Source organism: Pseudoalteromonas sp. R86517 (genome assembly GCF_042466295.1).
GTDB classification, from domain to species: domain Bacteria; phylum Pseudomonadota; class Gammaproteobacteria; order Enterobacterales; family Alteromonadaceae; genus Pseudoalteromonas; species Pseudoalteromonas atlantica.
Genome location: NZ_JAXHCB010000001.1, coordinates 2,252,023 through 2,265,737, shown reverse-complemented (window position 1 = coordinate 2,265,737; position 13,715 = coordinate 2,252,023). Strand labels below are relative to the sequence as shown.

Below are 13,715 nucleotides of genomic sequence, written 5' to 3'. Positions count from 1 at the left end.
GAGCCAACATGACCCAGCAAATTGCAGTATTTACCAATGTTGGCGAGCGTACCAACGTAACCGGCTCTGCCATGTTTAAACGCTTAATCATGGAAGAAGATTACGAAACCGCCCTGAATGTGGCTCGCGAGCAAGTAGAAAACGGCGCCCAAGTTATTGATATAAACATGGACGAAGCCATGTTGGACTCAAAAGCGGCCATGGTTAAGTTTTTAAACTTAATTGCCTCAGAGCCCGATATTTCTAAAGTGCCCATTATGGTCGACTCCTCTAAATGGGAAGTAATAGAAGCAGGCCTTAAATGTATTCAAGGCAAGGCTATTGTTAACTCAATATCGCTTAAAGAAGGGGAGGAGCCGTTTAAACGCCAAGCTAAAATTATTAAACGCTTTGGCGCAGCTGCTGTTGTTATGGCGTTTGACACCGACGGCCAAGCCGACACCGCAGACCGCAAATACGAAATATGTGAACGCAGCTACAAAATATTAGTCGAAGAGATTGGTTTTCCGCCGGAAGATATAATATTCGACCCCAATATATTTGCCGTAGCCACCGGTATAGAAGAGCACGACAACTACGCCGTAGAATTTATTGAAGGTACACGCCGAATTAAACAAAACTTACCACACTGTAAAGTGTCGGGCGGGGTGTCTAATGTCTCGTTTTCGTTTAGGGGTAATAACCCCGTACGTGAAGCGATTCACTCGGTGTTTTTATACCACGCGATAAAAGCGGGTATGGATATGGGTATTGTAAACGCAGGCCAGCTTGCCGTTTACGACGACATCCCCGAGGAACTTCGCAAAGCCGTAGAAGATGTAATCCTTAACACTGACCCAGGTTCAGGTGAGCGCTTAGTAGAAATAGCCCCTAAGTTTTCGGGTATGGCACAAGCCGAACGCGTAGAAGATTTAGAATGGCGCACATGGCCTGTTGAAAAACGTCTAGAGCACGCCCTTGTAAAAGGCATTACCACCTTTATAGATGAAGATACCGAAGAGTGCCGCGCAGCTGCCGATAAACCTATTCACGTAATTGAAGGGCCATTAATGGATGGCATGAACGTGGTAGGGGATTTATTTGGTGCAGGTAAAATGTTTTTACCACAAGTTGTTAAATCGGCCCGCGTAATGAAACGAGCAGTGGCCTACCTAGACCCATTCATAGAAGCTGAAAAAGAAGAAGGTGCCACTAACGGTAAAGTAGTTATGGCCACCGTAAAAGGCGACGTGCACGACATAGGTAAAAACATTGTAGGCGTAGTACTACAATGTAATAACTACGAAGTAATCGACTTAGGCGTAATGGTACCTGCTGAAAAAATACTACAAACCGCGATTGACGAAAAAGCCGACATAATCGGCCTTTCGGGTTTAATTACCCCATCGCTTGATGAAATGGTACACGTAGCCAAAGAAATGACCCGCCGAGGTTTTGAGCTACCACTTATGATTGGCGGCGCAACGACCTCTAAAGCGCATACTGCCGTTAAAATTGAGCCGCAGTACGACAAAGGCGTAGTGTATGTAAATAACGCCAGCCGTGCAGTGGGCGTGGTATCAAGCTTATTATCTAAAGAGCTAAAACCGGCCTTTTTAGAAAAAACTAAAGCCGAGTACGAAAAAGTACGCGAGCAGCAAGCGCGCAAAAAGCCACGTTCAAAACCGGTTACCATACAGCGTGCCCGAGATAACGCAGCCAAGCTTGATTGGGATAACTACACGCCACCGGTGCCTAAAAAGCTGGGCGTGACCGAATTTAAAAATGTATCAATTGCGACTTTACGTAAATACATAGACTGGACCCCGTACTTTATGACGTGGTCAATCGCTGGTAAATACCCGCGCATAATGGATGACGAAGTAGTGGGCGAGCAAGCACGCAGCTTATTTAAAGACGCTAACGACATGCTCGACGACCTTGAAAAGTCAGGTGCTTTGCAACCTTTAGGTGTAATTGGTTTATTCCCTGCAAACCGCGTGGGTGATGACATAGAAATTTACACCGACGAAACCCGCAAAGAGCTGTTAACTACCTCATGCCATTTACGCCAGCAAACCGAAAAAACCGACTTTGCTAACTATTGTTTAGCCGACTACATTGCGCCAAAAGGCACACCTGATTACTTTGGCGCGTTTGCAGTAACGGGCGGCTTAGAAGAAGACGACCTAGCCGACGCGTTCGATGCCAAGCAAGACGACTACAATAAAATAATGGTAAAAGCGGTTGCCGACAGGCTCGCAGAAGCGTTTGCAGAATACTTGCACGAACAAGTGCGCAAAGAGTATTGGGGTTACGCAGCCGATGAAAACTTAAGTAACGATGAGCTAATTCGCGAAAACTACCAAGGTATTCGCCCAGCGCCTGGTTACCCAGCGTGCCCAGAGCACACTGAGAAAAAGAAAATTTGGCAGTTACTCGATACCGAAAAACGCATTGGCATGCAGCTCACCAGCTCATACGCCATGTGGCCAGGGGCAGCGGTTTCGGGCTGGTATTTCTCACACCCAGAGGCAAAATACTACGCCGTAGCATCTATTCAAAAGGATCAGGTAGAAGATTACGCCAAGCGAACTAATATGACGCTCGAAGAGGCTGAACGTTGGCTGTCGCCTAATTTGGGGTATGAGCCAGAGTAAAAGAGCAGCGGTCAGTTTTTAGCTGTCAGCTATCAGTAAAAGATAAACGAGCCAAATTAGGCTCGTTTTTGTTTTTATTAAGAAAACTTATTTCTAAAGTATTATAAATAGTTAATATATCCATTATTTAAACATAAATTATAAGGAAGTATTTTGAGCTCTATTAAAGAATTTTTATTTGAAGAACAAAATAAGCAGGCTGAAAAGTGGGTACGTGAAAGGCTCAGCGATCAAGATTTAACAGTAGAATCGGATGAATGGCAAAGTTTACTCATTGAGTATTCTGCTTATCAGGACCATTTAAATGATGAATATGAGTGGGTTTCAGAAATAAAATGGTTAAAGGAAAATGGCTCAGTTGATATTTATCAAAACTTTATGACAGAGTTAAGCAATGTAAAGGAGCTTGCAAAAAACTCACTCTCCCAACCAATTCCTCTAGATGAAAACTTAATAATTAAAATGTGTTATTCATACTCGGTAACACTTCTTGAAGCTTTTTTAGGGGACACAATAAAAAGCTTAATATCTGAAAACAATGTCTATCTAAATAATGCGATAGAGCGTTTGGAGCAAATAAGGAATACGAAATATTCATTGTTTGATTTATCTAAATCAGGAATAGATTTAAGTGGGTTGGCAATTAAGTCCGTTAGTGAAGTATTATTTCACAAAATTGATAAAGTCATGGGAATGTACGAAAAAGTACTTGGTTGTAAAATAAATATAGACACGACAAAAGTAGAATCAATTATCGACATAAGACATGATATTGTCCATAGAAATGGGTATACCAAGGACAACGAAGTAATAGTTATACTTCCAGATGACTTATATCAGGCAATTACTGAAATAAATCATTTAGCTAATCAATTGCAAAAAATAATTGAGGCAAAAGAAGTATCAAACTAATACGAACTGCTTCGATAAAAAAACTGAGATAAAGGACTATTCATGAAGTATCTAAATTACATATTGCTTTGCCTATTCCTACTTTTCACATCAAACACATTTGCGCTTGAGCAGAAGTATCACGGGAGTGTTTTACCTGTTATTGCTGCTTTTAAAACGCAGGATAAAACTGTGATTGCTGCGCATATTCGCTACCCTCTAAAAAGGCAATATCCATTGCCCGACATTAAAAATGAAGCTGAGTTTATTAACCGCTTTGATGAAGTGTTTGACGATGAACTAGTTGCCGTTATTGGCAGCTCTAATATTAATACCGATTGGGATAAAGTTGGTTGGCGTGGCATTATGCTAAATAACGGCGTAATGTGGGTAGATACTAACGGTAAAATTATCGGAATAAATAGCCACACAGCCAAAGAGCAGGCATTTGCTAAACGCTTAATTGAACAAGACAAGCAATCAATTCATTCAAGTATTAATACATTTGAAGAGCCAGTGCTGGATTGGAAAACGGCTAGCTACCATATTCGCGTTGATGATTTAGGTGATAGAAATTACCGTTATGCGGTGTGGAGCAGTGATAAAAGGCCAAAGGACAAGCCTGATATGGTTTTATTTAACGGTGATATTACCTTTGAGGGTAGCGGCGGCAATCATCATTATACGTTTAAAAACGGACGCTATAGTTACGTATTACACGTTACTGTAATTGGTTGCGATACATCGCCACCTGGTTGGCTTGAAGTATATAAAAATGATGAGCAGCTATTAAATGAGCCAGTTATAAGTGCTAAGTAGAATCAGTAAACCCTTCTTATCTCTATCTAATAAAGCTGCCACTTAGTAACAGCTATAGGTTGGCGGTTCGCCGATAAAAATTTCAATAAATCAATCCTAAGTGGTAGGCTAAAAAAGTAGCAATTATTCAAACCGTTCTCGCGCAACAAGGCATTCCTTTAAAGCGCTTTGCCAAGGAGTTAAATATGATCACGCTTACCGTTAATGGTAATAAACATGAGTTTACAGGCGATCCGTCAACGCCGGTGCTTTGGTATCTTCGAGATGAATTAAATTTAACCGGGCCTAAGTTTGGCTGTGGTATGGCGCAATGTGGTGCGTGCACCATACATATTGATGGCGTAGCGCAGCGCTCGTGCATATTACCTGTATCGGCTGTGGCAGGGCGTGCTATTACCTCTATTGAAGGGTTAAGCGAGCAAGGCGATCACCCAGTGCAAAAAGCCTGGGTTGAGCATAAAGTGCCGCAATGTGGGTTTTGTCAGTGCGGACAAATAATGCAAGCGGCAAGCTTATTAGCCGCTAACCCAAATCCCACTGATGATGAAATAGTGAGTAATATGTCGGGCAATATTTGTCGTTGTGGCACGTATCCGCGTATTCATAAAGCGATTAAGTCGGCGGCTAAAACCATTGCGGGCGTTGAGTATTTTGACCCAAATGAACAAGGGGAAGAGGTATGAAAAACGACAATACGTACTTTGACCTAAACCGTCGCCAATTTTTAAAAACCAGCGCAATAGGCGCATTAGTATTAGGCACTTATTTTGTAGGCAGTGCACCAAAAGCGTTTGCAGGCGTGTTAGAGCAACCCTCTGAGCAAGCAAAACGTGCTAACTTATTTATAGCTCTGCGCCCTGATGGCATGGTTGAAATAACCTGCCACCGCTCTGAAATGGGCCAACAAATTCGTACCGCCATTGCCCAAATTGTGGCAGACGAAATGGAAGCTGCATGGGATAAAGTCGTTGTTATTCAAGGTAAGGGCGACCCTAAATATGGGGATCAAAATACCGATGGTTCGCGCAGTATTCGCTACAACATGCAACGCCTGCGCGAAATGGGCGCAAGTGTACGCTACATGATGCAGCACGCAGCCGCTAAATATTGGAACGTTGAGCCGCAAACCTGTACAGCTAATCAGCACGTGGTAACCCACAGCTCGGGTAAAACGCTTGCCTATAAAGACTTAATTGACCTCGCGCTTGGTATTACCCCGCCAGAGCCAGACAAGTTAACACTTAAAACACGTAAAGAATGGCGTTATATAAATACCGGTATGGCGCACATAGATTTAACCGATTTAGTAACCGGTAAAGCCACATTTGCTGCTGATGTTCGCGAACCAAAAGCGCTGGTGGCTATTATTGAGCGCCCGCCGGTAGTAGGTGGTGTGGTTAAATCGTTTGATGCCAGCGCCGCTAAAGCAATTAATGGCGTAGTCGATGTTATTGAAATGCCTGTACCAAAAGGTGCGCCGCAATTTCAGCCAAAAGGCGGCATTGCTATTGTTGCTAAAAATACCTGGGCTGCATGGCAGGCGCGTAAAGCACTAAAGGTGGTGTGGGATGATGGTAAAAACGGCGATTATAATTCAGAGAGCTTTAAAAAGTCGTTATTACAAACCGTTAATGAGCCGCAAGCGCATGTACGTGAAATAGGCGATACCGCCAGCGTATTGGCTAAATCGAGCAATAAGTTAGTAGCCGACTATTACGCGCCGCATTTGGCTCAAGCACCTATGGAGCCACCTTGCGCCACTGCAATGTACAATAAAGACAGGGTAGATATTTGGGCTGCAACGCAAAACCCGCAAGCTGATATGAAAACCGTAGCTGCGTTACTTGGTATGCAAGAGAGCCAAATTAACGTGCATGTCACCATGTTAGGTGGCGGTTTTGGGCGTAAATCAAAACCTGACTTTTCAGCAGAAGCTGCCTACATTTCAATGAAAGTAGGACAACCTATACGCGTACAGTGGACGCGAGAGGATGATATTCAGCACAGTTTTTATCATGCGGTATCGGCTCAACATATTGAAGCTTCACTAGATGAAAAAGGTAATATTGAGGCTTACTTACACCGTACGGCGTTTTCGCCAATTATGTCGACCTTTCAAGAAGGGGCAACGTCGCCTGCAGGTTTTGAGCTGCGCTTGGGCTTTACCGATAACCCCATAAACTCACCTAACTTAAAGTTAGAAAACGGCGAAGCACCCGCTAAAACAAGAGTAGGTTGGATGCGTTCGGTATCAAATATTTTTCATGCTTTTGCTATTCAGTCATTTATTGCTGAAGCTGCGCATAAAGCAGGGCGCGACCAAAAAGACTATTTACTTGAAACCATAGGCCCTGATCGCATTTTAGATGTAACCGAGCAAAATGCGTCTTACGATAACTATGGCGGCGATAAAGATGTTTACCCATTAGATATTGGTAAATTACGCCATGTTATTGAAAAAGTAGCTGAGATAAGTAAATGGGGCCGAAAGCTGCCAAAAGGTCGCGGGTTAGGCATTGCTGCGCACCGCAGCTTTTTAACCTATGTGGCTACTGTGGTTGAGGTAGAGGTATCGGACGCTGGTGATTTAAATGTGATTAAATCGTGGGTAGCTATTGATGCAGGTACGGTTGTAAACACCGATACCGTAAAAAATCAAACGCAAGGTGGCTCTATTTACGGTATTACAACCGCAATAAGCGATGGTATTACCTTTGATAAAGGCCGCGTGCAGCAAAGTAATTTTCACGATTATCGCGTACCGCGTATGAGCGATTCACCACTAGAGGTAGAAGTAGAAATAATACAAAGCGATGCGCCACCAGCAGGCGTAGGCGAGCCCGCAACACCGGTTTACGCCCCTGCGCTATGTAACGCTATTTTTGCCGCTTGTGGTAAGCGTATTAGGCAGCTGCCAATAGGTAACCAATTAAAAGCGTAAATAACGTCTTTTTTTAGCCGTTAAACAAAAAAACCGCCAAATGGCGGTTTTTTTAGAAGTTAGCGATTAGTGAGTTCTTTCAAACTCGTCTACTTCGCGCTCTGCTTCTTCTTTAGATTTACCGTACTGCTGCTGTATTTTACCCACTAGCTCCTTACGGCTACCTTCAATTTTGTCTAAATCGTCGTCAGTAAGATCGCCCCATTTTTGTTGCGCCTTACCTTTAAGCTCGTTCCAATTACCTTTCATACGATCGCTGTTCATAAGTATCTCCTTACTTAGTTTTAAATAACGTTCAGTATAAAAGGAGCAAAGCGTGTACCAATAAGTTAAACTTTTTATTTTGTGTTTATAATCATTGATTTATATATTTAAGCGAGGCGTTACTTTTATTGCAACGCGTATGTTCTTAAAAAATGTACAGAGCGGTCTGTAATTATTTCTGATTATGGATACGCGTAAACTCATCCGCTTTTGCGGCGCGTTTATTTTTGGTTTTTGTTACAATGCGCACAAAGCAATTTTGGGTAAATAGCAGTGCTGCCGGTTCAAAACATATATCAACAACTTTTAACTACATTACAAAGTAACCCCATAACGTTATTACAAGCACCGCCTGGTGCGGGTAAATCAACCTGGTTACCGCTACAGCTTATGCGCGACGGCCATTTTAAACGTATTGTAATGCTTGAGCCGCGCCGCTTAGCAGCACGTAATATTGCCAATTACTTAGCACAGTGCCAAAACGAAAAAGTGGGGCAGAGTGTTGGTTTGCGAGTACGCGGCGAGAGTAAAGTAAGTAGTAATACGCGCCTTGAAATAGTCACCGAGGGCATGCTTACCCGCATGCTACAAAACGACCCCGAATTAAGCGATATAGACTTACTGATTTTTGATGAATTTCATGAACGCTCAATTGCAGCCGACACTTCACTGGCCTTTGCTTTAGAGACCCAAAGTGCGCTGCGCGACGATTTAACCATACTACTTATGTCGGCCACCCTTGATACTGAGCGCTATACGCAGTTTTTTGATTGCCCGGTTATACAATCAAGCGGGCGTAGTTACCCCATTGACGAAGTATATATACCAATAAAAGATGAGAGCCGCTGGTTAGATGCCATTCCTAATATCGTTAAGCAAGCACTCAATGAGCAAAGCGGTAGTGCATTAGTCTTTTTACCTGGGCAATTTGAAATAGTACGTGTGCAGCAGGCCCTTAATGATTTACCAAGTAACTGCTTAGTTGCCACATTATTTGGCGAGCAAGATAAAGCCAATCAGCAAGCGGCGATTGCCCCTGCGCCTATAGGTATGCGCAAAATAGTGCTTACCACCAATGTAGCCGAAACCAGTTTAACCATTGAAGGCATTCGCATTGTTATTGACAGCGGCAAACGCCGCGCGGCGAGCTATAACTTGAAAACAGGCGTAACTGAGCTTACAACACAAAGTATATCGCGCTCCTCTGCTGTGCAGCGAGCAGGGCGTGCAGGGCGAATAGAGCCTGGGGTTGTTTACAGGCTTGGCTCAAAGCAAACCTTTGAGAGACGTAATAGCCACGATAGCCCGGAAATACTCACCTCAGACATAAGCCAACTTATGCTGGAGGCAAAACAATGGGGCGCAAATATTAGCGAACTCACCTTGCTTGATACGCCAACAGCGCAGCAATGCACGCAAGCGGCAAACTTACTAACCATGCTTGAAGCTATCGACTCTAAAGGTAAGCTCACTAAATTGGGCAGCAACATGCTGGGTTTTGGGGCAGATATTCGCTTAGCGCATATGCTTTTAAAAGCGCAAGCGCTTGAGGCAGAACTCCCTGGTATTTACCGTTTAGCACTTTATTTAGTGGCGCTGCTTGAGAGCCGAATAAACAGCGCCAACGAGCTAAGCTTGGCGCTACATAGCCAACAGCAAAGGCCACACCCAGTATTTAAACAGCAGTTAAAATACTGGCAAAGCCGTTTAAAAGTAACCGACAGTAACAGCGAGCTAAACACCGAGTATTTAGGTTTGCTGGTGGCATTAGCTTACCCCGACCGCATTGCAAAAAAACGCGGCAATGGCTACTTACTTGCCAATGGTGCGGGCGCTGATTTAAACACCGATTACTGGCATAACGATGACTACCTTGCTATTGCAAGCATGGGCGGCCATAAAGGCACGCGTATTTTTGCAGCCACCGCACTTAGCCCATTTGAGCTACAAGATTACTTACCGCATTTGTTTACTACGCTTACCCGCTGTGAGTTTGATGAAAAAACCGCGCGCTTTATCCATCAAGACGAAGTAAAGCTCGGCGCTATTACGCTTACAAGCCAACCAAGTAAGCAAAAGCTTGATAAAACCGAGCGCGCCAAAGCGTGGCTTAATTTATTTACCAAACATGGTTTTGCATTATTTAATGAACAACCCGATGCGCAGCAATTATTAATACGCATGAGTTTAGCCAGTCAGTTTATGCCAGATACGTTCCCGGCAATAAGCGAGCAGCAACTTATCGAAACAGCTGATGATTGGTTAGGCGTATATTTACAGGATATAAAAACGCTGGAGCAGCTTAAAAAGTTTAACTACTTTGAAGCACTGCAAAATTGTTTTGACTGGACACAGCAAACAGCCCTAAAAACCCTGTTACCGCTTAGGTTAACGGTACCGAGTGGCTCAAATATAAAAATTAATTACCAGCTAGATGGCCCCGCAAAACTTAGCGTGCGCATGCAAGAAGTGTATGGTTTAACAAGTACGCCAATGCTTGCAAATGGCAAGCTGCCTCTGCTTATGGAATTACTCTCGCCAGGTAAGCGTTCATTACAGCTTACGCAAGATCTTGCGCACTTTTGGGCTAGTAGTTATCGCGATGTACAAAAAGAAATGAAAGGACGTTACCCCAAGCATTTTTGGCCCGACGATCCAGCCAACAGCGTGGCAACCAATAGAGTAAAAAGCAAAATGTAGGTTTATTAACTTAAAAGTATTTGTTTTATTTTTGAACATGTGAATATAGTGTACCTATATATAAATCAATACTTTTAACTACAAGGAAGAAGTGATGAAACGAGTATTTACATTAGCTTTGCTATTAGTGAGTACCTTTTCGGTTAATGCTGAAGAGGCGCTGGACTTAAACAAATTTGCACAGCATTACTACAACACAATGACCGCCACGCAAGCGCCTAACGCAAGTGAAAAAGAGCTTGAAGCCTACCTTAATTTATTAACAGACGATGTAGGCAGCCAGCACATACCGTATCAAGTAGATGACTCTCGCACAGCAGAGGGTAAAAAACTAATGCGTAAGGGCATGCGTTTTTATTTAGGCGCGCATACTTTATACGAAAGCGAGCTGCTAAATACCTTTATATTTAACAATAGCGGCTTTGCGATTCGTTATAAAAACCACGCTAAGGGCATTCATCCGCAAAGTAAGCAGCCAATCGAGTACACATCAGTAATGATGGAAGTAATAGAAGTTGAAAACGGTAAAGTGGCGATGATCCGTAAATATCACGAATAAAACGTAAAGTGATAAAACGCGCTAGCCATTAAAGCAAAGTTAATGGCTAATTGGGCTGTAATAGCTTTTTGTTGTTAAGTGCTTAAACTTCTTTACCACCGTGTTGCTCTGCTAAATCATCTAGCTCGGCAGAGGTGTAATCAAACCCGCTTTCATCATACTCGTAAGTGACTTTTACACTGTCGCCGCCATTAAATAGGCGAGTTTTAACCTGGTTTACGGGCCAATCTTTTAGTACATGCACAAAGCGGTTAGCAACTTGCGAGGTTTCAAAGCGGTAGCGAATTTCTGTTTTCATAAAAAGGCTCTGTTATTGTATGGCTTAGCTAAAAGTGAGTAGTAAAATTACACTATTTAATGCATTACCACCTCTCATAATCTCTTGGGTGTGTTGATTTTTAATGGTTGAATTTGCAGCCGTATGTTTGGTTTTAAGGCAAGGCAGAGCCTATGTAACTTGGTTATTCCCCATAAATAGGCGATAACGCAGCATAAAAGCCAAACATGGGCTGCCCGTTGGGTTCTTTCTAGGGTGATAAACTCTTGTTTATTGGTTTTTACTTATTCTTACATGGATGTAAGTCATTAAAATAACGCAGGAGCCGTTATCGAGCCTACTAAGTTACAAACCACGCGCCGCGATTTAATCGCCCCTAGATTGAACAAATTTCTATCCGCCAAGGTCAACACGCCCTAGTATACCTTTAATCAATACGCCGATATAAGCCTCTAAAACAGTAAGTGAGGCAAAAAACCACACTTAAACGCTATAAGTGATGCGTTTTTAAAATAAATAATAATTATTACAAATAGCTTTTATATCTAAAAAGTTAATGTGATTTTATTTTTACGTAATGTTCGCACTTTGCTTTAAGGCGCAGTGTTCCTTTCTAAAAATACTTATCTAGTACAAACCAAGCGTTGTTATAAGTTTTTGATAGTTAATTACTTTAATAAGTAGATTAGCTTTGTACAGCGAATGTTTTGCTAAGCAATTTACGCGCTGTTTAGCTATGTTAAAAAGTATTTTTGCCGATCTCCCTTTGTTCTAAAAACTAAAACTATTTTAAAAATAAAACAAAAAAGAAACATTTAGGTTGATTGTTAGGTATTTGTAATTAGAATAGTCGCTATTACAAATAAGAATGATTCACATACAATATTAGGATTCAACATGAATTTGCGTAAATCTCTCCTTGCTAGTGCAGTAATTACTGCAACTATGGGTTTAACTGCGTGTGGCGGCTCAAGCTCTAGCGATAGCAACGAAACACCAACCACTCCAGCAGTGACTAATTCGGCACCTACCGCTATTAGCTTATCAACAGCGGCTGTAACAGAAGATGTAGTAGGCGCAGTAGTCGGTACTTTAAGTGCAACCGATGACGATGCAACAGGCATGGTATTTACACTTTCTGATGATGAACAGTATTTTGAAATTAATGACAGCAATGAGCTAACGCTTAAAAGCACGTTAGCGCTTAATGCTGAGCAAGTAGAAACAGTTGATGTAACAGTTACTGCAACCGATGCTGGCGATTTAAGTTTTACACAAACACTGAGCGTATCTGTAACTGATATTGAAGCGCAAGATGGCGTAAACGTTTACGAATTTGCCTCAACAGTTAATGCTAGTAAATCTGCGGTAAGTTACACAGGCCAAGTGGCTCGCCATGCACTTTCGGCGCAAATTAAAGCTTACATAAGCTTATTAAGTGTTGATTACATTGAAAGCGAAGGCTTAACGGGCGATGCCGTTAAAGCGCAGTTAATGGCTTATTGGAGCGATTACGAAGCCGTAAAAGATAACAGCTTTTTGTTTATTGATGGCGCAACTACGTTGCAACAGTCGTTTGCAGAAATTTCGAGTTCAGGCAAAACCTTAACAGGTAAAATTGCCGGTAACGATGCGTCTAAAATGGAAGAAGACTGGCTAACAGAAGGTACATTTGAAGGCTGGAGCGACTTCGGCACTCAAGCAAAAACGCCAGAAGGGCTTATTTTTCATTACTTTGATTTAATTGCCGCCAATGTAGATGCAATTGCAAGCGGTACGCAGTCTGAGGATGTAAACGGTAATGACATTACTGCGGCATACATCACAACAAGTGGCCTTGATTTAAACCAGCTTATTCAAAAGCACACGCTAGGTGCGTTAATGTTCTCGCAAGGCACTGACGATTACCTAGACGAAGGGCTTGATGAAGATAACACCGATGCAGCAGCCGATGGTACTTACAGTACTTTAGAGCATCAATACGATGAAGGTTTTGGTTACTTTGGCGCAGCACGTCATTATTTAGAATTTAGTGACGAGGCTATTTCAGATGGTAGCGCAAGCGCTGATATTGATGGCGATGGCAAAATTGACTTAGCGAGTGAATACAACTGGGGTAACTCTACCAATGCAGCTAAACGTGATAAAGGCGCGGTAATAGCAACTGACTTTAGCAGCGCAGCAATGACGGCGTTTATTGCGGGTCGTAAAATTATTAACGATGCTGCACCAAGTGCATTAACTGATGATCAAAAAACGCAGTTATTAGCACAACGTGATATTGCAGTAGCCAACTGGGAAAACGCAATTGCAGCCACCGTTGTACATTACATCAACGACACACTAGCCGACATTGATACAGTACAAGGTACAGAGGCAAGTGCTGACGATTTTGCTAATTTAGCTAAACACTTTAGTGAAATGAAAGGCTTTGCACTGAACTTTCAATTTAACCCATTTTCACCTTTTTACAGCGACGATAACGCAGGTAAATTTGCCGAGCTACATACATTGCTCGGTGAAGCGCCACTGCTAACAGATGCATACAAAGCGCAGTTAGTAGAGGCACGTGATTTGATGCAGGAAGTTTACGGCTTTGATGCTCAAAACGTTGAAAACTGGTAA

Annotated in this window: 10 protein-coding genes; 8 read left to right on the top strand and 2 right to left on the bottom strand. The window is 42.5% G+C overall.

The annotated features are described in order from the left end of the window. The first annotated feature begins 8 nt into the window (after positions 1 to 8). From metH to SJY38_RS10190, 5 genes are all read left to right on the top strand, one after another. Positions 9 to 2,639, top strand: coding sequence for a methionine synthase (gene metH / locus SJY38_RS10210; protein ID WP_377109695.1), 2,631 nt, complete (start codon positions 9 to 11; stop codon positions 2,637 to 2,639). Between the two features lie 153 nt (positions 2,640 to 2,792). Continuing rightward, positions 2,793 to 3,551: a hypothetical protein gene (locus SJY38_RS10205; RefSeq protein WP_377109694.1), complete on the top strand. Its 759-nt coding sequence runs from the start codon at positions 2,793 to 2,795 to the stop codon at positions 3,549 to 3,551. Positions 3,552 to 3,593: 42 nt separating this feature from the next. After that, positions 3,594 to 4,349, top strand: coding sequence for a hypothetical protein (locus SJY38_RS10200; RefSeq protein ID WP_377109693.1), 756 nt, complete (start codon positions 3,594 to 3,596; stop codon positions 4,347 to 4,349). A gap of 185 nt (positions 4,350 to 4,534) precedes the next feature. Next, positions 4,535 to 5,032 carry a (2Fe-2S)-binding protein gene (locus SJY38_RS10195; protein ID WP_024034278.1) on the top strand — a complete coding sequence of 166 codons (498 nt, stop codon included), beginning with the start codon at positions 4,535 to 4,537 and terminating at the stop codon, positions 5,030 to 5,032. After that, a complete protein-coding gene (locus SJY38_RS10190) occupies positions 5,029 to 7,290 on the top strand; it encodes a molybdopterin cofactor-binding domain-containing protein (protein ID WP_377109692.1) in 2,262 nt (753 codons plus the stop codon). Before SJY38_RS10195 ends, SJY38_RS10190 begins: the two co-directional genes overlap by 4 nt. 66 nt (positions 7,291 to 7,356) lie before the next feature. On the opposite strand, the gene SJY38_RS10185 is transcribed toward SJY38_RS10190, so the two are convergent. Then, positions 7,357 to 7,554 carry a CsbD family protein gene (locus SJY38_RS10185; protein ID WP_377109691.1) on the bottom strand — a complete coding sequence of 66 codons (198 nt, stop codon included), beginning with the start codon at positions 7,552 to 7,554 and terminating at the stop codon, positions 7,357 to 7,359. 273 nt (positions 7,555 to 7,827) lie between these two features. Here SJY38_RS10185 and hrpB point away from each other — a divergent pair, with 273 nt between their 5' ends. Further along, complete coding sequence (hrpB, locus tag SJY38_RS10180; protein WP_377109690.1) at positions 7,828 to 10,254, top strand: ATP-dependent helicase HrpB; 2,427 nt, start codon at positions 7,828 to 7,830, stop codon at positions 10,252 to 10,254. Positions 10,255 to 10,348: 94 nt separating this feature from the next. After that, positions 10,349 to 10,813, top strand: a complete 465-nt coding sequence (locus SJY38_RS10175) for a nuclear transport factor 2 family protein (protein WP_377109689.1) — start codon at positions 10,349 to 10,351, stop codon at positions 10,811 to 10,813. Between the two features lie 82 nt (positions 10,814 to 10,895). Here SJY38_RS10175 and SJY38_RS10170 read toward each other — a convergent pair whose 3' ends face one another. Continuing rightward, positions 10,896 to 11,111, bottom strand: a complete 216-nt coding sequence (locus tag SJY38_RS10170) for a hypothetical protein (RefSeq protein WP_004587424.1) — start codon at positions 11,109 to 11,111, stop codon at positions 10,896 to 10,898. A gap of 876 nt (positions 11,112 to 11,987) precedes the next feature. On the opposite strand from SJY38_RS10170, the gene SJY38_RS10165 reads away from it, so the two are divergent. Next, entirely contained in the window at positions 11,988 to 13,715 is a 1,728-nt protein-coding gene (locus SJY38_RS10165; RefSeq protein ID WP_377109688.1) for a DUF4856 domain-containing protein, read from the top strand.